This window comes from Pleomorphomonas diazotrophica (assembly GCF_002844595.1).
Lineage (GTDB): Bacteria > Pseudomonadota > Alphaproteobacteria > Rhizobiales > Pleomorphomonadaceae > Pleomorphomonas > Pleomorphomonas diazotrophica.
This window is the reverse complement of the sequence record NZ_PJNW01000023.1, coordinates 16487-40757: the sequence shown is the minus strand read 5'-3', so window position 1 is coordinate 40757 and position 24271 is coordinate 16487. Positions and strand designations below refer to the sequence as shown.

At 65.8% G+C, this 24271-nt stretch carries 23 protein-coding genes; 15 read left to right on the top strand and 8 right to left on the bottom strand.

The window, feature by feature from the left end:
• Positions 1 to 239: 239 nt before the first annotated feature.
• From CXZ10_RS20855 to CXZ10_RS20840, 4 genes are read right to left on the bottom strand one after another with little or no spacing between them, the layout of a single operon-like run.
• Positions 240 to 1319 (bottom strand): siderophore-interacting protein, encoded by a 1080-nt coding sequence (locus CXZ10_RS20855; protein ID WP_101291298.1) that lies wholly within the window; start codon positions 1317 to 1319, stop codon positions 240 to 242.
• A gap of 33 nt (positions 1320 to 1352) precedes the next feature.
• Positions 1353 to 2264: a siderophore ABC transporter substrate-binding protein gene (locus CXZ10_RS20850; protein WP_101291297.1), complete on the bottom strand. Its 912-nt coding sequence runs from the start codon at positions 2262 to 2264 to the stop codon at positions 1353 to 1355.
• On the bottom strand, positions 2261 to 3889 hold the full coding sequence (gene fes / locus CXZ10_RS20845; protein WP_180336115.1) for an enterochelin esterase: 1629 nt from the start codon (positions 3887 to 3889) through the stop codon (positions 2261 to 2263). The genes CXZ10_RS20850 and fes overlap by 4 nt, the downstream gene beginning before the upstream one ends.
• A 5-nt stretch (positions 3890 to 3894) precedes the next feature.
• Entirely contained in the window at positions 3895 to 6090 is a 2196-nt protein-coding gene (locus CXZ10_RS20840) for a TonB-dependent siderophore receptor (protein WP_101291295.1), read from the bottom strand.
• A gap of 212 nt (positions 6091 to 6302) precedes the next feature.
• On the opposite strand from CXZ10_RS20840, the gene CXZ10_RS20835 reads away from it, so the two are divergent.
• The 6 genes from CXZ10_RS20835 to CXZ10_RS20810 all read left to right on the top strand — a co-directional run bounded on the left by CXZ10_RS20835 (position 6303) and on the right by CXZ10_RS20810 (position 11465).
• A complete protein-coding gene (locus CXZ10_RS20835) occupies positions 6303 to 7190 on the top strand; it encodes a helix-turn-helix domain-containing protein (protein ID WP_101291294.1) in 888 nt (295 codons plus the stop codon).
• 44 nt (positions 7191 to 7234) lie between these two features.
• A complete protein-coding gene (locus tag CXZ10_RS20830; protein WP_101291293.1) occupies positions 7235 to 8158 on the top strand; it encodes an iron chelate uptake ABC transporter family permease subunit in 924 nt (307 codons plus the stop codon).
• Complete coding sequence (locus CXZ10_RS20825; RefSeq protein WP_101291292.1) at positions 8148 to 9113, top strand: iron chelate uptake ABC transporter family permease subunit; 966 nt, start codon at positions 8148 to 8150, stop codon at positions 9111 to 9113. The genes CXZ10_RS20830 and CXZ10_RS20825 overlap by 11 nt, the downstream gene beginning before the upstream one ends.
• On the top strand, positions 9110 to 9868 hold the full coding sequence (locus tag CXZ10_RS20820) for an iron ABC transporter ATP-binding protein (protein WP_101291291.1): 759 nt from the start codon (positions 9110 to 9112) through the stop codon (positions 9866 to 9868). Before CXZ10_RS20825 ends, CXZ10_RS20820 begins: the two co-directional genes overlap by 4 nt.
• Positions 9869 to 10149: 281 nt before the next feature.
• Complete coding sequence (locus CXZ10_RS20815; RefSeq protein WP_101291290.1) at positions 10150 to 10611, top strand: NanQ anomerase/TabA/YiaL family protein; 462 nt, start codon at positions 10150 to 10152, stop codon at positions 10609 to 10611.
• A 20-nt stretch (positions 10612 to 10631) separates the two neighbouring features.
• Positions 10632 to 11465, top strand: a complete 834-nt coding sequence (locus CXZ10_RS20810) for a class I SAM-dependent methyltransferase (RefSeq protein ID WP_101291289.1) — start codon at positions 10632 to 10634, stop codon at positions 11463 to 11465.
• Positions 11466 to 11469: 4 nt separating this feature from the next.
• Here CXZ10_RS20810 and alr read toward each other — a convergent pair whose 3' ends face one another.
• Positions 11470 to 12576 (bottom strand): alanine racemase, encoded by a 1107-nt coding sequence (gene alr / locus CXZ10_RS20805; protein WP_244617190.1) that lies wholly within the window; start codon positions 12574 to 12576, stop codon positions 11470 to 11472.
• Positions 12577 to 12770: 194 nt separating this feature from the next.
• Here alr and cpaB point away from each other — a divergent pair, with 194 nt between their 5' ends.
• From cpaB to CXZ10_RS20770, 7 genes are all read left to right on the top strand, one after another.
• On the top strand, positions 12771 to 13712 hold the full coding sequence (gene cpaB / locus CXZ10_RS20800) for a Flp pilus assembly protein CpaB (protein WP_101291287.1): 942 nt from the start codon (positions 12771 to 12773) through the stop codon (positions 13710 to 13712).
• The gene (locus CXZ10_RS20795) at positions 13709 to 15079 is read left to right on the top strand and encodes a type II and III secretion system protein family protein (RefSeq protein ID WP_101291286.1); all 1371 of its coding nucleotides are present in this window, start codon (positions 13709 to 13711) and stop codon (positions 15077 to 15079) included. Before cpaB ends, CXZ10_RS20795 begins: the two co-directional genes overlap by 4 nt.
• A gap of 5 nt (positions 15080 to 15084) precedes the next feature.
• The gene (locus CXZ10_RS20790; protein ID WP_101291285.1) at positions 15085 to 16320 is read left to right on the top strand and encodes a CpaE/TadZ family protein; all 1236 of its coding nucleotides are present in this window, start codon (positions 15085 to 15087) and stop codon (positions 16318 to 16320) included.
• Complete coding sequence (locus tag CXZ10_RS20785; RefSeq protein ID WP_101291323.1) at positions 16313 to 17719, top strand: TadA family conjugal transfer-associated ATPase; 1407 nt, start codon at positions 16313 to 16315, stop codon at positions 17717 to 17719. Before CXZ10_RS20790 ends, CXZ10_RS20785 begins: the two co-directional genes overlap by 8 nt.
• A gap of 7 nt (positions 17720 to 17726) precedes the next feature.
• A complete protein-coding gene (locus CXZ10_RS20780; protein ID WP_101291284.1) occupies positions 17727 to 18686 on the top strand; it encodes a type II secretion system F family protein in 960 nt (319 codons plus the stop codon).
• Positions 18687 to 18693: 7 nt separating this feature from the next.
• Entirely contained in the window at positions 18694 to 19692 is a 999-nt protein-coding gene (locus CXZ10_RS20775) for a type II secretion system F family protein (protein WP_101291283.1), read from the top strand.
• Positions 19693 to 19925: 233 nt separating this feature from the next.
• The gene (locus CXZ10_RS20770) at positions 19926 to 20402 is read left to right on the top strand and encodes a tetratricopeptide repeat protein (protein WP_180336114.1); all 477 of its coding nucleotides are present in this window, start codon (positions 19926 to 19928) and stop codon (positions 20400 to 20402) included.
• Here the strand turns inward: CXZ10_RS20770 and CXZ10_RS20765 are convergent, their stop codons facing one another.
• Complete coding sequence (locus tag CXZ10_RS20765) at positions 20403 to 20762, bottom strand: DMT family protein (RefSeq protein ID WP_210199978.1); 360 nt, start codon at positions 20760 to 20762, stop codon at positions 20403 to 20405.
• 126 nt (positions 20763 to 20888) lie between these two features.
• Here CXZ10_RS20765 and CXZ10_RS20760 point away from each other — a divergent pair, with 126 nt between their 5' ends.
• Positions 20889 to 21593, top strand: coding sequence for a polysaccharide deacetylase family protein (locus CXZ10_RS20760; protein ID WP_101291281.1), 705 nt, complete (start codon positions 20889 to 20891; stop codon positions 21591 to 21593).
• Positions 21594 to 21609: 16 nt separating this feature from the next.
• On the opposite strand, the gene CXZ10_RS20755 is transcribed toward CXZ10_RS20760, so the two are convergent.
• Both CXZ10_RS20755 and CXZ10_RS20750 read right to left on the bottom strand, forming a co-directional pair.
• Positions 21610 to 21936, bottom strand: coding sequence for a hypothetical protein (locus tag CXZ10_RS20755; RefSeq protein WP_101291280.1), 327 nt, complete (start codon positions 21934 to 21936; stop codon positions 21610 to 21612).
• A gap of 108 nt (positions 21937 to 22044) precedes the next feature.
• Positions 22045 to 22545 carry a response regulator gene (locus CXZ10_RS20750; protein ID WP_026790096.1) on the bottom strand — a complete coding sequence of 167 codons (501 nt, stop codon included), beginning with the start codon at positions 22543 to 22545 and terminating at the stop codon, positions 22045 to 22047.
• A gap of 438 nt (positions 22546 to 22983) precedes the next feature.
• On the opposite strand from CXZ10_RS20750, the gene hemA reads away from it, so the two are divergent.
• Positions 22984 to 24255 carry a 5-aminolevulinate synthase gene (gene hemA, locus CXZ10_RS20745; RefSeq protein WP_101291279.1) on the top strand — a complete coding sequence of 424 codons (1272 nt, stop codon included), beginning with the start codon at positions 22984 to 22986 and terminating at the stop codon, positions 24253 to 24255.
• Positions 24256 to 24271: the final 16 nt, after the last annotated feature.

Here is a 24271-nt window from a genome sequence, read left to right as displayed (position 1 = left end):
AATCCTGCTTTTGTCACGCACGAATTGCAGTCATTCCTGACACTACCCTGCATAATACGAAAGCATATAAGTCTATATACTTAAAGAAGAACGCCGAGATACCGGGAAAGCTGCGGGCTCTTTCGCGACCAAGTCCTTGTGCCATCGTCCTTCGGCAGGATTGCCACCTATCGGAGGCGGTGCGCCGCATATGAGCATGGGAGTCCGGCAAAGTGACCTCGTGACCCGCCGAATCCGTGTCAATCGTCGTGGTGATGGTCCTCGCCAGCCTGTCCGCGCCGCCAATAGGAGGCAAGGCGCAGGCGGTCGCGTGACAGATTCCACGTGTCGATCGCCCTTCGATAAATGGCGCGGCGGGCGGCGTGCTCCATCCCGCCCCAGACAACGAAATCGGGTGGGAGATCGCCGGTCCCAATGGCAATGGCGGCGAGTTCAAGCCGCGCGCCGTCTCGCCGGTACAGCCAGGTGATCTCCGCCGCAGCGGAACTCGGCAGCACCTGCCGATCGGCTTCATCTTCAACCTCGACAAAGGCGCGGACGCGGCGACCGGCGGGCATCTCGGCGAGCATCCGGGCAACGGCCGGCAAGCCCGTCTCGTCGGCGAAGAAGAGATAGTCAGCCGCCTCCGGCAAGTCACCACCGCCTGGACCTGTCATGCCGACGACGTCGCCAGCCCTTGCCCGTTCGGCAAAGGCGGCGCCGGGCGCGCCGTGATGGCCGGCATGCAGCAGCATGTCGATCTCCACCTCGCCGGCGGCGACGTCGATACGCCGCAGCGTGTAGACACGGGCCGGCGGCGGGTTGCCGTCCGGCCAGAAGGGACGGCCGTCGTCTCCGGTCACCGGCCAGCGCTGGGCTACACCCTCGGATGGCAACAACAGGCGGACATGCAGCCCGCCCTCGGCGAAGCGGCCAAGATCGTTGCCGCGCAGGGTCAGGCGGAGGAAGCGGCCGACCATCGCGACGGCCGTGACCGTCATCTCGCGAAAGAACGGCAGCGGCGAACCGGCGCCGCCGGCCCCTGTCCAGTGCAGCGCCACCCCGGCCTGTCCGAACTCGAGGACGTGGTCGGCCATGATCATCTTGATATAGGCGAGGCCGGCGGGGTCGCGGCTTTCGGCGGCAATGCGCAAACCACCGGCTTCGAGCGTCAGCCGCGACAGGCCAAGCTCGCTCGACAGCAGGATGTCGCCGGCTGCCGTCGTTTCGGAGTGAGCGTAGCGGCCGACGTGTTCGACGAGCCGGGCGCGCAGTGCCGCCGGGTCGGGGCTCGGAACGAACAGCGTGGCGGCAAGACGGACCGGCTCTTGGATGGTCATGGGGAGGCTCCGGGACAGAGGACGAGTGCGGGATCAAGGCCGCCCGAAGGCTGCGATGAAGCTGTCGGCAATGGCCTGCTCGGCGCGCAGGCCGGAACTGGTGAGATACATGGCGACCGGATCGAGGTAGACGACATGCCCGGCCGTGGCGGCGCGGGTGCGGTTCACCAGCTCGTTGTCGAGCAGGGCGCGGGCCGGGGTCTCGGTCTTGCCGATGGCCGCATCGCGGTCGATGACGATCAGCCAGTCCGGATTGACCTTGAGGATGTATTCCCAGGAAATGACCTGGCCGTGGGTTGTCGCCTCGATGGTCGGGTCGGCAGCGGCGAGACCGTAGAGATCGTGGACCTCGGCGAAGCGCGAGCCAGGACCGTAGGCGCTGATCTTGCCGCCGGTGGTCAGCACCACGAGCCCCCTGCCCTTGCCGGCTGTCATCTGCCGGAGACGGGCCATCGTGGCGTCGAGTTTCCGAAGCCGCTCGGCGACCTCGGCTTCCTTGCCGAACAGCTTGCCGACGGCCTCGGCATTGCGCTTCACCGAACCACGGAAGTCCCCGTTGTCCGGCGTAAGGTCGAGCACCGGCGCAATCTCCGACAGCGTTGCGACGTGCTTCTGGCTGCGAGCACCGACAACGATGAGATCCGGTTCAAGCGCCGCCACCGCCTCGAGGTCCGGCTCGAACAGCGATCCGACCTTGGTGTAGGACTCACTTCCATATTTCTCGAGTTCGCCGGTCATCGACCAGTCGGGCACGCCCTTCACCTCGACGCCCAGCGTATCGAACGTGTCGAGGGCGGCGAGATCGAACACGACGACTGTCTTTGGACGGTCGGGCAGATCATGCGTCCCTTGCGCATCGGTGATGGTGACAGCTTCGACGGTGCCCGAACCGGCGAACAGGAGAAACAGCGCCAGCACAGCGCCGAGGTGGCGAAATCCGATCATGGCTTGTCCTTGATGATCTGTGAGGCCGAGCCGCGCCCGAACAGCGCCAGCAATCCGTCGGCGAGTGCGCCCCGCCAGACGAAATAGTCGTGGCCGCCGGCATATTCGCGGGCGGTCACCTCGTAGCCGCGCGCCGTCAGCACGTCGCGCAGATGGCGGTTGGTTTCCAGGATGCCATCGGCGCCGCCATGTTCGCGCTCGAACAGACCCGCCGACAGGAAGACGCGTACGGGACGCCGGCTCGTGGTGGCGACGCGACGAGCGACGATGTTGGCGCCGGCGGCCGGCGTGCCGGGCGGGCTCCACCAGTAGGAGCCGGAGAGCGACAACACGTTGCCGAAGACTTCAGGACGGCGAAGGGCCACCGTCATCGAGGCGAGCCCGCCGTAGGAGGACCCAGCCAGCGCCGTTCGGCCCGGCGGCGGCGAGAAACCGGTCCGCCTGCGTATCTCGGGCATCAGGTCGTCCGCCAGGACGTCGGCGAAAATGGCATTGTCGGGCAGTTCGCGCGACCGCGCCGCCTGATCGGGGTTGTCGATGAAGACGGCAAGCGTCGACGGCAACCGGTTGGCGGCGACAAGAGCGTCGAGAATCGTCGGCGTCGGCACCTCACGCTGGTAGCTCCGGCCGTCAAAGACCAAGAGGAGCAGGGCGTCGGGATCGGTGGGATCGAAGTGCCTCGGCCTGTATATCGCTATGTTGCGCGTATTGCCCAGGCGGTCCGAAGCGAAGCGGAAGCGGATGAACTCTCCCGTCGGCGCGGCCGTGTTCTCCATGCCCGGCTGCACCGGTGCCGCCGCGAGCGTCACCGTCGACTTGGCATTGAACCGGTCCGATGCATCGTCCGGCCAGGGTGCCGCGTTCAGCGGATCGGCGGCGGCGGTGGCAAGCAACGCCAACCGCCGCTCCCGCGCGGACCCCGGCAACTCCGGCACGTCAGGAGCGAGCTGATAGGAAAACCGCGTCTCCGGCGGCACGCGGAAACTCTTGAACCAGATATCGGAGTTGTCGAGCCGGTCGAGCCATTCGTGGTCGCCGGAGGGCGCACCGACGAGGCGGACGTTCCGCCTGGCGCCGCGATAGACGAAGGTCAGCAGCGTCTTGCCGTCTTCGGCTCGCTCGATGAGTGGAGTGCCCACCTCTCCGGCATGGCTCCAGAAGGCGTCGGTCGTGCCGCCGGTGGCAATCGTCGCGGCAACGCCGGCGATCGCCGGGCTGTCGTGGCCTATGGCCGGAGGTCGCTGCTCGGCCGGCGAAAGGCGCGTTGCAAGGGTCAGGCGACCGGCGCCGCCGTCCGGCCCTGCAACAAGCCGCAACGCCGATGGCGCATCGCCTGCGACGAACTGGAAATCGCCGGAAAGGCCGATGTCATCGAGCAGGCGCCGCCAGGGCTTGCCGTCCTTGCCGACGACTTCGAGAGCGAAGCTGCCGACCGAAACGTCGAGCCGACCGCGCAGGTAGTCGCCGGGCGCCGCCTCGAACGGCAAAGTAACGGTCGCGCCCGGCGCGACCGCCTCGACGATCGTTGGCAGGCCGGGCACAAGACGGATGCCCTCCCCGGCGGAGACACCACCGGAGAGGAGGACGAAGGCCAGCGTGTACAATGCTTCCAAAGCCTTCCGCATGCGCCTTACCATTTGTACTTCAGCGTGGCCGTGACCGTACGGCCGGCGCCGACGAAGCAGGCATAAGCGCTGGCACAGGACGCGGTGTAGAACTCGTCGGTGAGATTGGTGGCGTTCACCTGCAGCGACACGTTCTCGAAGTCCCTGTCGAGCGCGCCGAAGTCATAGGAGAGCGACGCATCGAGCAGGAGCGTGTCCGGCACCTTGAAGGTGTTGGTGGCATCGCCCCAGCTCTCTCCGATATAGCGCAGGCCGAGACCGAGGCCGAGGCCGGCAAAGGGGCCGTCATCGAACTCGTACTTGCCCCAGATCGAAGCCTGATTGAGCGGGATACGGGCCGGCGTCTTGCCGACGATGTTGGCCTGCGCCGCTTCCGTCACCTCCTGGTCGGTGTAGCTGTAGGCGGCAAGCAGGCTGAGGTTGTCGGTGATCTCGGCGCGAGCCTCCAGCTCGACACCGCGCGTGCGGATTTCGCCGGTCTGCTGCCAGGGGCTGGAGCTGGTCTCGCGGTAAAGGACGTTCTGCTGGGTGAGCTCGTAGATGGCGGCGCTGAGATTGAAGCCGTAGCCCTCCGGCGCGAATCGCAAGCCTGCCTCGTATTGGATGGCCGTCGACGGCTCGAAGGGGTCGGAACCGGACGGCGCCGCCGTCAGCACCGGCTCGAAGGATGTGGCAACGCTGACATAGGGCGAAAGGCCCCAGCCTATATCGTAGACCGCCCCGGCACGACCGGTAGTGGCCGAGGAATCGAAGCTGGTCGCCGTGCCGGTCAGGTTGTTGTCGATATCGGTGGTTGCCCAGTCCTGACGCCCGCCGAACAGCAGGTTCAGACGACCGATCTCGATCTGATCCTGCAAGTAGAGGCCGACCTGCGACGCCTTGGTCTGGGTGTCAGTGCGACCCGAAGAGAGGTTGAGGCTGGTGACGTTGTAGACCGGATTGGTCCAGTCGATTGACGGCACCGTGTAGTCGTAACCCCAGGCGTAATCGACAATCGAATAGCGATAGTCGAAGCCGCCGATCAGCGTGTGGTCGAGCGGACCGGTGGAAAGCTTGGCCTCGGCGCTGTTGTCAATGACGAACTGCAACATGTCCTCGGTGCCGCCGGAGCCGGTGCGGGTGATGGTCTTGCCATCGGCCTGCAAGGCGCCCCAGGTCAGGGTCTGGTAGGCGGTGTCGATGTCGGTGAGGCGGGCGTTCTGGCGCAGCGTGACGCCGTTGTCGAAGCGATGCTCGGCCTGATAGCCGATCGAAGCCTGCTCGCGCTCGGACTTCTGCACGTTGGGATCGGAAATCAGGAAGTCGCGCGGTATGTAGCCGTAAGCGGTCGGCGTGAGCGATCCCTTGGCCTCGCGGAAATTCCGGAAGCCGGCTTCCGGTTCGTTCTGGTAGAAGGCGTGAACGGTGACCTTGGTCTGGTCGTCCGGCTGCCACATGACCGACGGAGCCACGGCAATGCGCTGGGTATCGAGCCCGGCCTCCATGGTGTCGGCACGCGCCGCCTTGCCGACGAGGCGGTAGGAGACAGCGTCGCTGCCGGGAAGCTTGTCCATGAGGTCGAAGGCGGCCTCGACGCGGTTGTCGGTGCCGACCGTCGCCTGCACCTCACGCGCCGTCTCGCCGGTCGGACGCTTGCTGGCGAGGTTGATGAGGCCGCCGGGCCGGGCCTCGCCGTAGAGCACCGACGACGGCCCCTTCAGCACCTCGACGCGCTCAAGAAGATAGGGATCCACCTGGCCGAGCGAGTTGGAGCCGAACAGCAGACCGTCGAGGAAGCGCGGCGCATAATAGTAGCCGCGCAGGAATGTTTCGTCGTGCAGGTTGGATGCGCCGCGATATTCGGCGAACAGGCCGGGCGTATAGCGCAGCGCCTCGGCCACCGACTTGACGCCCTGATCAGCCATCTGATCAGCAGTGACCACGGAGACCGACTGCGGCGTCTTTTCCAGCGGCACGTCGGTCTTGGTGGCGGTCTTCGATCGCTTGGCGACATACCCCTTCACCGGGCCGTCGGCGGCCTCGCCGGTCCCCTCGACGACGATCGGCTCAAGTGTGGCGGCATCATCCGCCGACTGCGCTCTCGCCCCGCCGGCGGCGGCAAGACAAACCGTTGTCATCAGCGCCGCCCGCATGAAGACGCGACGGGCATATCGGACCCAACGCACGTCGCCCTTGGTGAGAAGTTCCGTAATATCAGCCATTTAACCCTGCCCCACTTCCCGTATTGCAATTGAGATCCAATCGCATAAGGGATTTCCCTTAAACTTGACTCGTTTGATCATGTATATAAACAAGGGGGTCGAGAGCTGTCGACGACAAGGGCTTCAGCGAAAACGGCGGTTTCTTTTTCATAAACAGCCGAGCCCGCCGCAGAGGTTGTGAGACGGCTCTTCGGGTGGCATTGGGTGCGTTCATGGAACTGTCGACAGCGACCTCGGAACACGACGGCATCTCGCTGGCCTGCCGGCTTGCACCGGTGGTCGCCGGTCCGCGGCCGGTGCGCGAGATCCAGCCGGGCTTCCGCCTGTTCGTGTACTTGCAGGGCTGGCAGCGCTTCGAGATCGACGGTCAACGGTTCGACATCTCCGCCGACGGCGGCCCGGTGGCGCTGGCGCTGGCGCTCACCCGCCCGGCGCGTCTGGCCCAGCTCGCCTGGTCGGAAGACCGCATGGGCAAGCTGATGATCACCGCGCCACGCGACTGGACTTCGGCACTCGACCTCAAGGGGGCAGGTCACGGCGACGCACTCGCCACCTTCCTCGCCGGCCACGGCAACAACCATCTCTGGCGCCTCGACGACGACAGCATCCGCCTCGCCCGGCTCGCCGCGGAGCCGCCGGCCTGGGTGCCACGCGAGGCTCTGCCGCTTTACCGGCGAGCCCGCGCCTTCGACTTGATCTGCCTGACGCTCAGTACCCTGGCGCTTCGGCGCGAGGAAAGCACCCTGCCGCGTCCGGCACTGTCGCTACTCGGCGAGCGCATCCGAGTCTTTCTGCTCGACCACCTCAACGAACCGCTGACCATCGATGCGGTGGCCCAGGCCGTGGGCGCATCGGTCAGCGTCGTGCAGCGCTGCTTCAAGGAGCTCTACGGCATGACGGTGTTCGACTTCGTGCGCCGCCGGCGCCTCGACGCCGCCCGCGACGCGCTTGACAATCGCGGCGTCAGCATCGCCTGCGCCGCCTTCATTGCCGGCTACTCGGCGCCCTCGAGCTTTGCCACCGCCTTCAAGAAGGCCTATGGCGTGCCGCCCAAGTTGCGGCGGCGGCAGGCGATGCCTTTCCGCGAGGCGGCCGAGTGAGCGTTCCGCCCCGCCCCCTGTTGGCATGCATTGCTCTCATCGGGATGGCCGCCCTCGTGGCGGTGAGCCTCATCACCGGCGGCGGCTATACCTGGACCGATGTGCTGACGACGGAGGGTGACGGCGCGCTCGTGCTCGCGGCGAGCCGGGTGCCGCGTACCCTCGCCCTGCTGCTGTCGGGTGCCGGGCTGGCCGTGTCCGGCATCCTGATGCAGATGATCGCGCGCAATCGTTTCGTCGAACCATCGACCGCCGGCACGGTGGAATCGGCAAGCCTCGGCATCCTGCTCACGCTGCTTCTGATGCCCGGCGCTCCGGTCGTCGTGCGCATGCTGGTGGCGGCTCTGGTGGCGCTTGCCGGTTCTGCGCTGTTCCTGGTGCTGCTCGGCCGGCTACCCCTCGGATCGGCGCTGATGGTTCCCCTGGTCGGCATCATGCTCGGCGGCATCTTTGATGCCGTGACGAGCTTCCTCGCCTACCGCTTCGATCTCCTGCAATCGCTCGGCGCCTTCGGCAGTGGCGACTTTTCCATCGTGCTGCGCGGCCGCTACGAGTTCCTCTGGGTCATCGCCGGCCTGGTGGCCGCCGCTTACGCCACGGCCGCCCGCTTCACCATTCTAGGCATGGGCGAAGCCGTTGCCGTCGGCGTGGGGCTCGATTACCGGCGCCTCATCATCTTCGGGCTCGTCATCGTCTCGGTCGTCACCGCTGCCGTGGTCGTGACGGTCGGCGCCGTCCCCTTTGTCGGTCTGATCGTTCCCAACGTCGTCAGCCTCCTGTTGGGCGACGACCTGAGACGCAGCCTGCCATTTGTGGCCGTTGGCGGAGCGCTGCTGGTGCTCGCCTCGGACGTCGCCGGGCGGCTGGTCATTGCTCCCTACGAAATACCGGTCGGCACCATCATGGGCGTCGTCGGCAGCCTCGGTTTCCTGACGCTCATCTTCGGGCGGCGCGGCCATGCCGCCTGACCGCGCTCGTGCCATCCGTCGCCTGACGCTCCTGGTCGCGCTTCTGGCGGCCGTTTCCGCCTTGGCCTTCATGACAATCGGGGCGCGCGGATCCTGGAGCTTCGTGCTGACCCACCGCGGCATTCGTCTCGCCGCTCTCGTCACGGTGGCCTATGCCATCGCCCTGTCGACGGTGCTGTTCCAGACGCTGACCGGCAATCGCATCCTGACGCCGGCGGTGATGGGCTTCGACGCGCTGTTCCTTCTCCTACAGACGTCGCTGGTGGCGTTCCTCGGCGGTGCCGGAGCCGGCGCGCTCGACCCGCGACTTCTGTTCTCGATCGAATGCCTCGTCATGATCGGCCTCTCCGGCTTTCTGTTCCGTCTGCTGTTCCGTGGCGAAGGGCGCAACCTGGCTCTGGTCGTGCTGGCGGGCCTGCTGTTCGGCGCACTTTTCCGCAGCCTGTCGGCCTTTCTGCAACGCGTCATGGACCCGAACGATTTCATGGTATTGCAGGGACGGACGTTCGCATCCTTCAATGCGGCCGATCCGGCGTTGATCGGCATTGCCGCCCTTCTGGCACTCACGGTGACGGGGCTGCTGCTGCCGCGCCTCCCGGAACTCGACGTGCTCGCCCTCGGCCGCGACAAGGCGACGGGCCTCGGTATCGATACGGCAAAACTGTCGGCACTCGTCTTCGCGCTCGTCGCCATTCTGGTGTCGGCGTCGACGGCGCTGGTCGGACCCACGACCTTCTTCGGCCTGCTGGTGGCCAATCTCGCCTATCTCCTGGTGCCGTCGGCTCGGCATGCCGACGTGCTGCCCATTGCCGTCGGCCTCGCCATCATCACCCTGGTCGGCGGCCAGATGCTGCTCGAACGGGTGCTCGGCTTCGGTACGGCGCTGTCCATCGTCATCGACTTCATCGGCGGGATCGCCTTCCTCCTCATTCTGTTCAAGACCGGACGGCGATGATCGAAATCCACAAACTCAGCAAACGCTACGGCGACACGACGGTCGTCGACGACGCCAGCCTGACAATCCCGCGCGGCGGCGTGGTCGGTATCGTCGGCCCGAACGGGGCCGGCAAGTCGACGCTTCTGTCGATAATAAGCCGGCTAATCAAGGCCGATTCCGGCGTGGTGCGCGTCGACGGGCTTGACGTAACAACGGCTCCGGGTCGCGAGATCGCGCGCCGACTGTCGATCATGCGCCAGGAAAACCACGTCGCCGCCCGTCTCACGGTACGCGATCTCGTCGCCTTCGGTCGCTTTCCACACAATCGAGGCCGCCCGACGCGCGAAGACGTGGAGCGGGTCAGGATGGCGATCGACTTCGTCGGCTTGGAAGCCCTGGCCGACCGCTTTCTCGACCAGCTTTCGGGTGGACAACGGCAGCGGGCCTTCGTTGCCATGACGCTCGCCCAGGATGCCGACTACGCGCTGTTCGACGAGCCGCTCAACAACCTCGACATCCACCATGCCGTATCGATGATGCGGCTCCTGCGCCGCATGGCCGATCAGCCGGGCAAGACGGTGGTGATCGTGCTGCACGATCTCAACGTCGCCGCCGCCTACGCCGACCGGGTCATTGTGATGCAGGCGGGACGGGTGGTCGGCGATGGTCCCCCGTTCGACGTCATCGACCGGCGGCTTCTGTCGGAGGTTTTCCGCGTCGACGGCGACGTCGTCGAGGTGAGCGGCCGGCGCTTGGTCAGCGTGGCGCCGTGAGCGCCGCCATCATGCCATCGCGTCGGGCCCAGCAATCGTGGACGGCGCCGACGTTGCCGGAGAAGCAATCGGGATTGAACTCGCGGCCTCCTCGACCGCCGGCGCGACCCCCCGGTCACAGCCGCCTGCCTCACCACCGCGATCTTCGTGCCGAGTTTGACCGGCATGTGGGCCAAGCGTATCAAGGGCGCCACACCAGCCTCCGCAGAAGGGTGCAAGTGGCGGAATAAACGCGTCGGCCCAGCATGCCGGCCCCGACCGCTTCCCCAGGGAGAAAGCCTATGTATCTCAGTCATATCGCCACGCTCGACCGCGACGCCATCAACCTGCCTGAGAATATCCGGCGCGGTCTCCGGTTCCTCGCGGGGACCGACATCGCCACCCTGCCGACCGGCCGCGTCGACATCGATGGCGACCGGATGTTCGCGCTGGTGCAGGACTATGAGACGGTGCCGAAGGCCGACAAGCGGCCCGAGTCGCATGCCCGCTACATCGACATTCAGTATGTGGCGAGGGGTCGCGAGCTGATCGGCTACGCTTCGCTGGCCGGCGACAACCCCGTGGCCGAGAATGATTTCGAGGCGCGTGACGTGCAGTTCTTCGCCTCGGTGACCGATGAGACGGACCTCATCCTTGGCAGCGGCGCCTATGCCGTCTTCCACCCCACCGACATCCATCGACCGGGCTGCATCGCGGGCGAGCCGGCCCGGGTGCGGAAGGTCGTGGTCAAGATCCTGGCCTGACGTCGAGGCGCCTTGCCGTCATGTATGAAATCCTTTCGGACTTCCTCCTCCGCCCTGCCCCCTTTTCCGTTTCGACCACCGAGCTGTTGTGGACGGACCCGCATATCGCCGGGGAGATGCTGCGTTTTCATCTCGATGGAGAGAACGACCTCGCCTCGCGGCGAGCAACGACCATCGACGGGTTCGTCGCCTGGCTGGACAGGCGATTCCCGCTCGCCGGCCTGGCGGTCACCGACCTAGGCTGCGGCCCGGGGCTCTACACGAGCCGCTATGCCGAGCGAGGCGGCATGGTCACCGGCCTCGACTTTTCGGCCAGCTCCCTGACCCATGCACGCAAGGCGGCGGAGGGGGCCGGCCTTTCCATCGACTACCGGCAAGCCGACTATCTCCGGGACGACTTACCCGGCGGTCAGGACCTCGCCACCATGATCTATGGCGATTTCTGCGCCATGGCGCCTGACAGGCGCAGCCGCGTTCTCGGCAAGATCAAAGCCGCGTTGAAGCCCAACGGCGTCTTCGTGTTCGACGTCTTCTCGACGGGCATGTTCGACGAGCTGCACGAGGAGACGCTCTTCCAGCCTCGCCTGATGAACGGCTTCTGGGCGGCCGGCGACTATATCGGGTTCAAGATGACACAGCTCTACCGGGACGAAGCGATCAGCCTCGAGCGGTATCTCATTGTAACGCCCGACCGCACATTCCAGATCCACAACTGGATGCAGTACTACACGCCAGACATCATCACGGCGGAGGTGCTGGCCGCCGGTTACTCGGCCGTGGAGATCGTCGATTTTGCGACGGGTGGTCCTTGGCCGGGCGGGGCCACCGCCTTCGCGGTGATCGCCCGCCCATGAGGCCTCAGCGATAGATGCGGTGATAGCGGCGGCCGAGCGCGGTCAACACCTCGTAGCCGATGGTGCCGGCGGCACGCGCCACGTCGTCGACGCTCTGATGCGGACCGATCAGCTCGACGAGGTCGCCTTCGGCAAGCGCCCCGACCGGCAGGGCGCTCACGTCCACCGAGCAACTGTCCATGGAGACGCGCCCGACCGACGGCAGACGAATGCCGCCGAAATAGACTGCACCGGCACCGCCGGAGAAGCGGCGCCACCAGCCGTCGGCATATCCCACCGTCAGCGTGGCAAGGCGGATGGTCCGGCTGGCCCGGAAGGTGTAGCCGTAGCCGACCGAGGTGCCGGTCTCGATCTCGCGGAGTTGCGCGACGCGCACCTTGAGATCCACCACCGGCCGGATGCCCTCGGCGCGTGGGCTCGTCTCGATGCCGTAGAGCGACGCGCCGGGACGCGTCAGATCGAAGTGATAGTCCGCCCCCAGGAAGATGCCGCTCGACGCGGCGAGCGAGGCGGCAAGACCCGGCAATCGCTGGCGCGCGGCGCGAAAAGCGGCGAGCTGCTCACCGCTGGCCGGCTTGTCCGGCTCGTCGGCGCAGGCTAGATGGCTCATGACGTGACGGGCGCCCGTGGCGGCGACAAGGCCGGGATCGGCGACGAGTGACTGCTGCTCGGCGACGTCGAGACCAAGACGCGACATGCCCGTATCGACCTGGATCACCGACGGGCGGCGGCCGTGCGTGGCGTCCGCCCAGGCACGGCATTGGGTGAGCGAGTTCAGGACCGGCACGACACCGTCGCCGTAGGCGGCAGCCGTGCCCGGCAACAGCCCGTTCAGCACGTAGATCGAGGCATCGGACGGCAGCAACGGCCGAAGGAGATCGGCTTCGGACAGTGCGACCACGAAGAAATCGCGGCAGCCGGCGTCGTAGAGTGGCCTCACCAGCGGCGCCGCGCCAAGACCATAGGCATCGGCCTTGACCACGGCAGCCGTACGGGCCGGCGCAACGCGGGCGGCAAGGCTCCGCCAATTGGCGACGACGGCCTCGACGCCGATCGTCAGGATACCGCCGGCCGCAGCCGCCGCGCCTGAAACGCCCTCGGAAGCCGACACTTTTTCCTCCGCGTCTGATGGATCGCCTGAAACCGGCTTAGTCCGCCTCCAGTCCGGCCGCAAGCCGCGCCGGCGAAGAACCGCCATTATAGACGTTAACAAAAGCTTGAGATGATTGCGGAAAAGCCACGAACCGATTGAACCGGCCTTTATTGCGAACCTGCTAGCTTCGGCGCATCCGAAGAGAGTGTCCGATGCGCGCCAACTTCAAGATCATGATCCTGCTTGCCGTCGTCTGCGGCGGTGGAGCCGTCTGGGCTGGCGGCCGCTGGCTCGACAATGCTTCGGCCGCTCGTCTCAGGGAGATCGAGGCGGCACAGCCCTCGGTTACCTTCGGAACGCTGATGGTGGCCGCCGAACCGCTCCGCTTCGGCGCTCCGCTGTCCCGCCAATCGGTCCGCGAGATTCCATGGCCTCAAGGCGATCTGCCGCCTGGCGCCTTTGCCACGGCCGACGATCTTTTCAAGGATGGCGACCGCACCGTGCTCTATCCGCTGGAAGAAGGCGAACCGTTGTTCGCCTCCAAGCTGACCGGCCCCGGCGAGCGGGCGGCCCTCTCCCGCCTCATTTCCGACGGCAACCGCGCCGTGACGCTGCGGGTCAATGATGTCGCCGGTGTCGGTGGGCTGGCACTGCCGGGCGACCGCGTCGACGTGGTGCTGACCACCGCCGATGTCGCCGAGGTGATCCTTCAGGACGTGCGCATCCTGTCGATCGACCAGATGGCCGACGAGAAGAGCGCCGAGCCGATGGTGGCCCACACCGCCACCGTGGAGGTCTCGCCGGAAGCGGCGCAGAAGCTGGTGCTGGCCCAGAGCGTCGGCAGCCTGTCGCTGGTGTTGCGACGGGCCGGCGAGGTGCGTGCCGCCGCCTTCCGGCCGATCAGCATCGCCGACCTCACCACGGCCCGCGAGACCGAGAACGCCAAGGCCGAGTTGCCGCCCACGCCACCGGCCACCGATGCCACGGTGTGGGTGCGGCGGGCGACCGAACTCACCCAATATTCCGTTCCGGTGAGGGACGGCGGCCCGAGCCGCCGCGTGACGCCGCCGGATGCTCCCGCCGCGCCTGCCGAGCCGGCCGCCGATGTTCCGCCTTCCTCCTCCGCCCCGATCGCCGCCGGAGAACCGCAATGACCCCCTCGACGCAGGCGGCTTTTCGCCTGGTGGTGCTCCTCCTTCTGGCGCTGACCGTTGCCCTGCCGGCCAATGCCGCCTCGCCCGTCCGCATGACGGCGGCAACCTCGGGCCAGTCGTTCGCGATTGCCAAGGGTGTGCCACAGATGATCGTAACCACCGCCGCCTTCTCGGAGATCGTGGTCGGCGATCCGGCACTGGCCGACGCATGGCCGCTCACCGACAAGTCGTTCATGGTGCTGGGCACCAAGGGTGGCGTCACGGGCATCGTGCTATTCGACAAGGAACGCAACGTGGTCGGCGCCGCCGACTTCGAGATCGCCCTGCATACCGACCGGTTGCAGGAAGCGCTGGAACGAAAGCTGCCCGACGCCCGGGTCGACGTTTCCTCGGCCAACGGTTCCATCGTGCTGTCCGGCGTCGCCGCCGATCAAAAGACCATCGACGAAGCGGGCGCCATCGCCAAGGAGTTCGGCGGCGACAAGGTGGTCAACACCGTCGACATCGGCGGCGGCAAGCAGGTACAGCTCAAGGTGCGCTTCCTCGAGGCGACGCGGTCGGCCAATCGCGAGCTCGGCCTGGGCTGGGCGGTGCAGACCGACGGCTTTGCCGTCGGCGTCGGATCATCGTCCCTCGCTTCGGGCTCGACGCCATTTGGTGAGATCGTCAGCCAGGTCCTGTCGGGCGGTCTGTCCGTCGACATGGTGGTGCAGGCGCTGGAGGCGCGCGGTCTCGCCCGTTCGCTCGCCGAGCCCAACCTCGTCGCGCTGTCCGGACAGACATCGAGTTTCCTGGCTGGCGGGGAGTTCCCCGTGCCGGTGGCCGGCGACAACGAGTCCGTGACCATCGAGTTCAAGAAGTTTGGCGTCGGCCTCGATTTCACGCCGACCGTGGCGCCCAACGGGCTCATCCATCTCAACATCAAGCCGGAGGTGAGCGAGATCGATTATTCGGCGGCGGTCACCATCAACAACATCACCATCCCCGGCCTCAAGGTGCGCCGCTCGGACTCGACGCTCGAACTGCGCGACGGCCAGAGCTTCGTCATCGCCGGCCTGCTCACCAACTCGCGCTCGGTGTCGAACAACCGCGTGCCCTGGCTGGGCTCGGTGCCGGTGCTGGGCAACCTGTTCCGCTCCACCGCCTACAAGCGTTCGGAAACCGATCTCGTGATCATCGTGACGCCGCACATTGTCGATCCGCTCGGTGCGGGCTCGAGCATCGCCACGCCCTTCGACCGGGCGTTGCCGGGCAGCGATCTCGATGCCTTCGCTCGCGGCAATGCCGAGGTCCCCCCCGACACCGCCGCCTATGTCGCCGCCAACGGAGCATCGACCGGCGGCTACATCCTCGACCTGGTAAGGTAAAGCCGATGGCCGAATCCCCGATCAACTTCGGTACCGTGGTCGTCGTCACCGCCGACAAGGACTTCGCCGTCCTGGTGGCCGATGCGCTCCGGGCGTCCGGCGCCAACGTTGGCGACCTCAAGGTGCGAGCACCCGACAAGCTGTCCGACGAGCTTGCCGACCCGGCCTGCGGCCTGGTCGTGCCCGATCTCGACGCCTTTCCCGATGGCCCGGTCGCCGGCCTTTCGGAACTCTACCGGCAAGCGGGACCGTCGGTGCGCTTCCTGCCCGTCACGGGCGTGTTCGACGCCGAGGTGGCGCGCGGCTTCCTGCGGCTGAAGTTGCAGGACTTCCTGGTCAAGCCGGTGGTGCCCGCCGATCTGGCCCACACCTTGACCCGTCTCGGCCGCGACGACGCCGATCCCTATCCGGACTCCCGGATCTACACCTTCCTGCCAGCGGCCGGCGGCGTCGGCAACACGACATTGACGCTTCAATCGGCGGTGCTGCTGCATCAGGCAGCCGCACGCCGGCACCAGACGACCTGCGTCGTCGACCTCAATCTTCAGAACGGCTCCTGCGCCGAGTATTTCGATCTCGAACCGCACTTCGATATCGCCGAGATCGAAAACCAGCCCGACCGGCTCGACCGCAAGCTGCTCGACGTCATGCTGAGCCGGCACAAGTCGGGCCTCGCCATCGTCTCGGCGCCGCCCTGCCCGTGGGAGATGCGCAGCTACCGGCCGGATCTCGTGGCGCGACTTCTGGACCTCGTCGCCGGCCATTTCGACAATGTGGTGATCGACCTGCCCCGCACCTGGTTCCCGTGGACCGATTCCGTGCTGCAGGGGTCCGACCATGTGTTCGTGACCACCGAGATGACGGTACCGGCTTTGAGGCAGGCCCAGCGGCTCGCCCAGGCGGTTCGGGAACGGGTGCACAAGGACGCCCGCTTCGGCGTCATCGTCAACCGCGCCGACGCCGGCGCCAGCGTGTCGCTCGCCGAGGTGAAGCAACTGTTCGGCGACGCCTTTGCTGGGGCGGTGGCCAACGATTACAAGGCGGTGCGCGAGGCACTCGACCAAGGCCGCCCGCTCGGCGAGGTGGCCCCCAACTCGCGGGTCATCGCCGACCTCCGAGCGATCATCGCCGATCCCTCGGAGCTCGCCACATCGTCCTGGACGGCGCCGCTGCGCGCCCTGCTCGCCAGATTGAGGCGCACCGATGCACCTGCTGCCGCCAAGGGGCGCCGCCATGCGTAGCCGTTTCCAGGCCTTGCAATCGGGTGAAACGCCGACGCCGGCGGTGCCCGACCGCCCGGCGGCTTCGCTGATCCAGGTGGCACCGCTGCGCGAGATGGAGCCGTTGCCGCTCCCCAAGCCGATCAACGAGAAACTGATCGCCGCCAAGGACAAGCTGCACAAGCGGCTGATCGAGGACCTTAACCTGTCCCAGCTCGAGAAGCTGTCGCCGGACGCGGTGATGCGCGAGCTCTATGGACAGGTGAGCGCCTTTGCCGCCGAGGAGCGGCTCGCGCTCAACGAGATCGAGTTCGGCGAGTTCGTCACCGCCGTCTACGACGAGATGATGGGGCTTGGGCCGCTCGAAGCGATCATGCGCGACCCCACCATCAACGACATCCTGATCAACGGCCATCAGAACTGTTTCGTCGAACGGTTCGGCAAGCTCGAACCGATCAACATTCCCTTCAAGGACGAGGCGCATCTTCTCAGGATCATCAACAAGATCGTCGCCGCCGTCGGCCGACGCATCGACGAGAGCCACCCGACCTGCGACGCCCGCATGCTCGACGGCTCGCGTTTCAACGCGGCGATCCGACCGATCGCCGTCGATGGGCCGCTGGTCTCCATCCGCAAGTTCGCGAAGAAGAAGCTGTCGCTCGACCGGCTGATCGACGTCGGCGCCCTGGCCAAGCCGATGGGCGAGCTGATGGCCGCCGCCGTCAACGCCCGCGTCACAACGCTGATCTCAGGCGGCACCGGCACCGGCAAGACCACCATGCTCAACGCCCTGTCGGCCTTCATCTCGCCGGACGAGCGTCTCATCACCATCGAGGACGCGGCGGAACTGCAACTGCAACAACCGCACGTCGCCCGCATGGAGACGCGGCCGGCCAACACGGAAGGTCACGGCGAAATCCGGCAGCGCGACCTCGTCAAGAATGCGCTGCGCATGCGGCCCGACCGGGTCATTCTCGGCGAGTGCCGCGGCGAGGAAGCCTTCGACATGTTGCAGGCCATGAACACCGGCCACGAAGGGTCGATGGCCACCATCCACGCCAACACGCCGCGCGACGCCATCTCCCGTCTCGAACAGATGCTGGGCATGACCGGCATGCCCATGACCGTCGCCTCCATCCGCTCGCAGATTGCATCGGCCATCCGGCTGATCCTGCAGCTCACCCGTCTTTCCGACGGCAAGCGCCGCGTCACCTCCATTTCCGAGATCACCGGCATGGAAGGCGACATCATCCAGATGCAGGAGATCTTCCGCTTCAACCGCCTGCGCACCGAGGCGGACGGAACGGTGGTCGGCGAGTTTCGGGCCACCGGCATCCGGCCGCGCTTCCTGGACGATCTCGTCGCCAAGGGCATCACCGTGCCGAGCGCCTACTTCGATCCCACCAAGCCGCTCGTGTGAGGTCGGCATGAACGAGATGCACCTGTTCTACGCCTTCGCCGGCTTCGCCGCGGCCTTCCTGGCGGAGGCGGTGTATCTCCTGACGGTGAACGCCAGCGCCGATCGCCGTCAGGTCAACCGACGGCTCCGCGTATCGGCGCCCGATGCCAACCGGCAGGAAGTGATGGTGCTTCTGAGGCGCGAGCGCGGCCTCACGGCCTCCGGCGGCATGCCGCGCCATCTTGCCTGGCTTGGCCGGCTGATCGTCCAGTGCGGCATCACCATCGGCCTCAGCAAGCTGATGCTGGTCTTTGCCGCCACGGGCGTCATCATCGCCGGGCTGGTGTTCAACTTCACCAACCACGACCTCGTCAAGACGGCCCTTGCCCTGCCGCTCGGCGGCTTCGTTCTGCCGGTCATGGTGTTGCGCATGCGGCGGAACCAAAGGCAGGAGAAGTTCGCCGTGCAGTTTCCCGAGGCGATCGAGCTGATCGTCCGAAGCCTCAAGGCAGGCCATCCGGTGCCTGTCGCCATGTCCATGGTGGCGCGCGAAATGTCCGATCCGATCGGCACCGAGTTCGGCATGATGACCGACGAGGTGACCTATGGCGCCGATCTCGTCACGGCGCTCGCCAACATGCAGGCGCGCGTCGGGCAGGAGGATTTGCCGCTGTTCGTCACCGCCGTCTCCATTCAATCGTCGACCGGCGGCAACCTGCGCGAAATCCTGCAAAACCTCACCGACGTGATCCGCCAACGCATCAAGATGCGGCGCAAGATCCGCTCCATCTCGGCAGAAGGCAGAATCTCCGCCGTCTTCCTCACCGCCATGCCGGTGCTGCTGTTCGTGGCCCTCAACTTCATGTCGCCCGACTATTACGGCTCGGTGTGGGGCAAGCCGATGACCACGTGGGGTCTCGTCGGCGCCGCCGCCTGGCTCGGCGTCGGCAACCTGATGATGAAGAAAATGATCAGCTTCCGTTTCTGAGGCTCCAATGCCCGACGTCGTTCGCGCTCTTCTCGATATTGCCGCAAGCCGCCCCGATCTTCTGGCGCTGGCGGCCTTCATCGCCATGCTCACGAGCATCGTCGTCACGGTGGCCAGTTCAATGGCGCGTCGTCGACACCTCAAGCGCCGCCTCACGGTCAATCTGCCGGTGTCCAGGCGCGACGCCCCGGGAGAAGAGCCGGGCGATGATCCGCTGTCGACCCTTGGCCTCGGGCCGGAGGGAAGCCGCCTGCCGCCCACGCTTGAGAAGTTCATTGCCCAGGCCAACAGCATCGTCAGCGGCGGCGACGCCGGCAAGATGAAGATCGCTCGGCAGCGAATGATCCGTGCGGGCCTGTTTTCCCCTCATGCCGTTGCCCTGTTCTTCCTGGCCCGCCTCGCCGGTGCCATCGCGGCGCCGGCGACCGCGCTGCTACTTCTCACCGTGGCCAACGCCATGCCTGAGACAACGAAGCTGCTTGTGGTGCTGTTGGTCTCCGCCATCGTCGGCTACCTCGGCCCGAGCTTTTACGTCGACCGGCGTGCCAAGACCGTGCTGCGCCAGAACCGCATCGCCTTTCCCGACTTCATGGACCTGATGGGCGTCTGCGCCAATGCCGGGCTTTCCATGGAAGCCAGCCTGGAGCGGGTGACGCAGGAGCTGGCGCCGATGTATCCGGCTCTCGGGGTCAATCTTGAGGTGCTCTGCCTCGAGGTGCGGGCGGGACGATCGATGGAACTTGCGCTGCAAACCCTGGCCGATCGCGTCGGCGTGCCGGAAGTGCGCGCCTTCGCAACGCTGCTGCAACAGTCGCGCGAGCTCGGATCGAGCCTGTCCGACGCGCTCCGCGTCTTCGCCGAGGACATGCGCCACCAGCGCCTCGCCGCCGCCGAGGAAAAGGCCTATGCCCTGCCGGCCAAGCTGTCGGTGCCCGTTACCGCCTGCATTCTGCCGGTGGTTCTGTTCATCGCCATCTGGCCGATGGTGGTGAAGTTCAACAGCTGATCGAGCCATTGCCACGACAACAAGAGCTGTCGAGCCGGCAGCCTCTTTTCACCCTGTCGCCTTTGAACAGGTGATTGATGGGCGCGTGAATGGAGAGTTGATCCAGCAAGGCCTCTTGGTCTCGCAAGAGCTAACTACTTCGGCCTAGCCTCTGCGTAAAATTGAACAGGAATTCTTGAGCCAGCCTTATGGGGGCATTCGCTATCCTCCGACTATCCATCAAGGCGTGCCTCATGAAACGACAGATCTACCTATCAGCACTGGTTGTTACCCTCTCGATACAACTCACGGCGTGCAGTACAGCCTTCGAGGACAGCCTGCTCGAAGATGGTCCGGAGTATTCGCAGTTCGCGAGCCAGCAGGCGACCTTGCGCAATCGAGCCAAGGCTGCCTTCCGGCAGAATGACTTCGCCGGTGCCGAGCGGACCTACCGGGCCGTCCTCGCCAAGGATCCTCTCGACCCGGAAGCATGGCTCGGCTTCGCCGCCGCGTCCGATCGGCTCGGGCGGTTCGAGGTCGCGGACAAAGCCTATGCGCAGGTGATCGCCATCGCCGGCCGACGCGGCGAAGTGGTCAACAACATGGGCTGGTCGCAATGGCACCGGGGCAATCGCGAGGCGGCCAAGCTGCTGTTTGCCGAAGCCTTGACGCTCGCCCCCGGCAACCCGGTGATCGCCGCCAACGCATCGGCCCAGAACGCCAAAAGCTAATCAAAGCCGGATCGGGCCCTTGAAGATGAAGAAGGCACCGAGACCGATGAAGGCAAAGCCGATGAGGTGGTTGAGCGTGACCGGCTGCTTCAGATAGACGGCCGAGAACACCATGAAGATGGCGAGGGTGATCACCTCCTGCATGGTCTTGAGCTCGGCTGCCGAATAAACGCGAAAGCCATAGCGGTTGGCCGGTACAGCGAGACAGTATTCGACGAGGGCTATCGTCCAGGAGATCAGGACAACGGCCCAGAGGGGCTTGTTCGGATACTTGAGGTGACCGTACCAGGCGAAGGTCATGAACAGATTGGAAGCGACGAGCAGGACGACGGGGAGAAGCGCCGGCGGGATGAAGGACATTGACGACAATCCGGTGTGAGCAATTGCGGAGTCTTGATTCCATAATTTTGGCGGCACGACGGCAGCCTTGATTTCGACACGCGGGCGGCGCATCGAACCGCCGTCTCGATCGTCAGGAGCTGAGAGATGCGTTTGTCCCGCCTGGTTCCCGTTCTTTCGCTGCTTGCCTCACCGGCCTTCGCCGGCGACATCGAGCCGCGCATGACGCTGCCGGCCGGCGATCGCAGCATCGCTTTGACATTCGACGCCTGCTCAGGCGCCGTTGACGACCGCATCCTCGACGAGCTCATCACCGACCGCGTACCCGCGACGCTGTTCGTCACGCATCGCTGGCTGAAGCGCAACGCGACCGCAGCGGCGAGGCTTCTCGCGCATGCCGACCTGTTCGAGATCGAGAATCACGGCGAAAACCATGTTCCGGCGATCACCGATCGGCCGACCGTCTTCGGATTGCCGACGGCAGGGTCGCTTGCGGCGGTGTCGCAGGAGGTGACCGGTGGGGCGGCCGCGGTGACAGCCGTCTTCGGCCACGCGCCCGTCTGGTATCGCGATGCCTCGGCCCGCTACAGTCGCGATGCCGTCCATCTGATCGATGATCTTGGCTACAGGATTGCCGGCTACTCGCTCAACGCCGATGTCGGCGCCTCGCTGCCGGCGGCCGAGGTAAGCCGCCGCATTCGGGCCGCGAAGCCGGGCGACGTCATCATCGCCCATATCAACCACCCGGAGCGGCCGGCTGGCGCCGGCGTCGCCGAGGCCATCAAGGCGCTCGTCGTGAGGGGCGTACGGTTCGAGCGGCTCGACACGGCCTTTCCGTTGCCGACCGGTTGAAGCCGGCAAGAGGCATTCAGAGCGAGCCGAAGTCCCCCTTGGCGGAGGGATCCTTGGCGCCCAGGGGCACAACGGCGGCCGCCGGCCGATATTTCGGCGCAACGAAGGTCCCGCAGGCGATCGTCAGGCCGGCGCCATCTGCGAGATCGAAGTCGACGCTACGGCTCGGCCCCACGTCGAGTTGCGACCAGAGAGGCGAGCCATCACCCGCGCCGAGGCCGATCAGGCAGACAGGAAGGCCCGGAGTTGCGGCAGTCTCGTCGGCGGCGGCTGCGGGTGCCAGGGCGACGAGCGCCGCAATGGCCAGCGGAAGGGAGGCCGAAGTGCAGAGGGTGCGAGCCATTGCATCTCTCCAGGAGGACGAGCCAGACGTTGCCGAAGGCGGCCTTCGTCAGGCTCTTCAACGCGGAGCGAGGCAAAGAGTTTCAGAGGCGACGACAAAAGACTTCGGTCAGGAAGCGGCCTTCTCGCCGGGCTTGGCCTGCCAGATATTCTGGCGGTTGCGGATCTCGCGCGGCGCAGGGCCGAAATAGGTGGGCGTCTTGACGAAATCGCGTGGGGCCAGCACCACCGACTGGATACGCTGGTAGAGCGACTTGGCCGAAATCGGCTTGCACAGCAGCTCGTGAATGCCAAGCCTGCGCGCCTCGATGATCCGGCTTCGTTCGGTATGTCCTGTGACCATGATGATCGGAATATAGGCGAAGGGATTGGAGGGCACGCGAATCATCCGCACCATGTCGGCGCCATCGAGGATCGGCATCACCCAGTCGAGGATGAGGATATCCGGATTGGCGCGATCCATCGCCTCCAGGCCAGAGGCGCCGTCTTCCGCCTCCACGATGCGGCGCGCGCCAAAACCCTGCAGCATCGTCCTGAGGATCGTGCGCATGTAGGCGCTATCTTCCACGACCAGGAAGGTCAGGGATGACAGATCAAGCTGCACCGGCATACTCCTTCGCTTTTCTGCTTAGCAGCCAAAGATGAAAAAGCGGTTAGGCGATATGGCCGGAGCGGTCGCCGGCCGGGGCCTTCGACCAAAGTTACAATGACATGCCGGAAGGGGGCCGCCGCCGGTCTCCTCCCGGCGAGAGCGCAACGAAACCGCTTGAGACTTCACCCTCGCCGTGCTTTAGTTTCAGACAGATGCATCGGGTTTTTGGACCCGTTCAAAAGGCTGTGACCACGCAAGCACATCGAGGGCTACCTCGTCTTTTCGCCGAACGAATTGATCAAGACAGTGTATGGTTTGATCATGATCAAAGGCGGTTCGCGGCAATGTGCGTAGGTTATCGTAGGTGGAAAGACGACGGACCGTCGGCCGGTAGCAGGGCGATCCGTTCACGGAAAGACGCTCAGCCCGCCGAGCGTCGGAGGGATTGGATCGATCATGAACTATGATGCCGTGTTCGAGAGTGCCGTCCAGGCGCTGCAGGACGAGAAGCGCTATCGCGTGTTCGCGGAACTGGAGCGGATGGCCGGACGGTTTCCGACCGCTCTCTGGCATCAGGGCGGCGGCACGCGCGAGATCACCGTCTGGTGTTCCAACGACTATCTCGGCATGGGCCAGCATCCCAAGGTGATCGGCGCCATGACGGCGGCCGCCGAGGCGATGGGCGCCGGTGCCGGCGGCACGCGCAACATTTCCGGCACCAATCATCCGCTGGTCCAGCTTGAGAATGAACTCGCCGACCTGCATGGCAAGGAAGCGGCGCTGGTCTTCACCTCCGGCTATGTCTCCAACGAAGCGGCGATCTCGACCATCGCCAAGCTGCTGCCCAACTGCCTGATCCTGTCCGACGCGCTCAATCACGCCTCGATGATCCATGGCGTGCGTTCGTCGGGCGTTTCCAAGCAGATCTGGCGGCACAACGACCTCTACCATCTCGAAGAACTGCTGATCGCCGCCGGTCCCGACCGCGCCAAGCTGATCGTCTTCGAGAGCGTCTATTCGATGGATGGCGACATCGCGCCGATCGAAAAGATCGCCGACCTCGCGGACAAGTATAACGCCTTCACCTACATCGACGAGGTACACGCCGTCGGCATGTATGGCGAGCGCGGCGCCGGCATCTGCGAGCGCGACGGCGTCATGGATCGTATCGACGTCATCGAGGGTACTCTCGCCAAGGGCTTCGGCGTGATGGGCGGCTATATCACCGGCAAGAAGTCGCTGGTGGATGCCGTCCGCTCCTATGCCCCCGGCTTCATCTTCACGACGGCGCTGCCGCCCGGCCTATGCGCCGCCGCCACCGCCTCGATCCGCCATCTCAAGGAGAGCCGCAGCGAGCGCGAGGCGCATCAGCGGCAGGCCGCCCGCACCAAGGCGGTGCTGAGGGCTGCCGGGCTGCCGGTGATGCCGTCGGTCACGCATATCGTGCCGGTGCTGGTCGCCAACGCCGACCTCTGCAAGAAGGCGACCGATATCCTGCTGGAAAAGCACGGCATCTATATCCAGCCCATCAACTACCCGACCGTGCCACGCGGTACCGAACGGCTCCGGATTACCCCGACGCCGTTCCACAACGACGCGCTGATCGACCACCTGCGTGACGCGCTGGTCGACGTCTGGGAGACGCTCAGCCTGCCCTTCTCCGAGCCGAGCGTGCCGGAGGTCGAAAAGGCCGTTCGCCAGCAGATCTTCAGCGCCGCCGGCGGCTGACGATCAAAGAGGCACC

What these genes read in the sequence shown, in the direction of transcription:
- CXZ10_RS20795 (WP_101291286.1), top strand. Translation starts at nt 13,709, where the DNA reads ATGACCCCCTCGACGCAGGCGGCTTTTCGCCTGGTGGTGCTCCTCCTT.
- CXZ10_RS20750 (WP_026790096.1), bottom strand. Translation starts at nt 22,545, where the DNA reads ATGCCGGTGCAGCTTGATCTGTCATCCCTGACCTTCCTGGTCGTGGAA.
- hemA (WP_101291279.1), top strand. Translation starts at nt 22,984, where the DNA reads ATGAACTATGATGCCGTGTTCGAGAGTGCCGTCCAGGCGCTGCAGGAC.
- CXZ10_RS20780 (WP_101291284.1), top strand. Translation starts at nt 17,727, where the DNA reads ATGAACGAGATGCACCTGTTCTACGCCTTCGCCGGCTTCGCCGCGGCC.
- CXZ10_RS20830 (WP_101291293.1), top strand. Translation starts at nt 7,235, where the DNA reads ATGGCCGCCCTCGTGGCGGTGAGCCTCATCACCGGCGGCGGCTATACC.
- cpaB (WP_101291287.1), top strand. Translation starts at nt 12,771, where the DNA reads ATGCGCGCCAACTTCAAGATCATGATCCTGCTTGCCGTCGTCTGCGGC.
- CXZ10_RS20765 (WP_210199978.1), bottom strand. Translation starts at nt 20,762, where the DNA reads ATGTCCTTCATCCCGCCGGCGCTTCTCCCCGTCGTCCTGCTCGTCGCT.
- CXZ10_RS20785 (WP_101291323.1), top strand. Translation starts at nt 16,313, where the DNA reads ATGCGTAGCCGTTTCCAGGCCTTGCAATCGGGTGAAACGCCGACGCCG.
- CXZ10_RS20855 (WP_101291298.1), bottom strand. Translation starts at nt 1,319, where the DNA reads ATGACCATCCAAGAGCCGGTCCGTCTTGCCGCCACGCTGTTCGTTCCG.
- fes (WP_180336115.1), bottom strand. Translation starts at nt 3,889, where the DNA reads ATGCGGAAGGCTTTGGAAGCATTGTACACGCTGGCCTTCGTCCTCCTC.
- CXZ10_RS20810 (WP_101291289.1), top strand. Translation starts at nt 10,632, where the DNA reads ATGTATGAAATCCTTTCGGACTTCCTCCTCCGCCCTGCCCCCTTTTCC.
- CXZ10_RS20850 (WP_101291297.1), bottom strand. Translation starts at nt 2,264, where the DNA reads ATGATCGGATTTCGCCACCTCGGCGCTGTGCTGGCGCTGTTTCTCCTG.
- CXZ10_RS20770 (WP_180336114.1), top strand. Translation starts at nt 19,926, where the DNA reads ATGAAACGACAGATCTACCTATCAGCACTGGTTGTTACCCTCTCGATA.
- CXZ10_RS20755 (WP_101291280.1), bottom strand. Translation starts at nt 21,936, where the DNA reads ATGGCTCGCACCCTCTGCACTTCGGCCTCCCTTCCGCTGGCCATTGCG.
- CXZ10_RS20840 (WP_101291295.1), bottom strand. Translation starts at nt 6,090, where the DNA reads ATGGCTGATATTACGGAACTTCTCACCAAGGGCGACGTGCGTTGGGTC.
- CXZ10_RS20825 (WP_101291292.1), top strand. Translation starts at nt 8,148, where the DNA reads ATGCCGCCTGACCGCGCTCGTGCCATCCGTCGCCTGACGCTCCTGGTC.
- CXZ10_RS20790 (WP_101291285.1), top strand. Translation starts at nt 15,085, where the DNA reads ATGGCCGAATCCCCGATCAACTTCGGTACCGTGGTCGTCGTCACCGCC.
- CXZ10_RS20820 (WP_101291291.1), top strand. Translation starts at nt 9,110, where the DNA reads ATGATCGAAATCCACAAACTCAGCAAACGCTACGGCGACACGACGGTC.
- CXZ10_RS20835 (WP_101291294.1), top strand. Translation starts at nt 6,303, where the DNA reads ATGGAACTGTCGACAGCGACCTCGGAACACGACGGCATCTCGCTGGCC.
- CXZ10_RS20775 (WP_101291283.1), top strand. Translation starts at nt 18,694, where the DNA reads ATGCCCGACGTCGTTCGCGCTCTTCTCGATATTGCCGCAAGCCGCCCC.
- CXZ10_RS20815 (WP_101291290.1), top strand. Translation starts at nt 10,150, where the DNA reads ATGTATCTCAGTCATATCGCCACGCTCGACCGCGACGCCATCAACCTG.
- CXZ10_RS20760 (WP_101291281.1), top strand. Translation starts at nt 20,889, where the DNA reads ATGCGTTTGTCCCGCCTGGTTCCCGTTCTTTCGCTGCTTGCCTCACCG.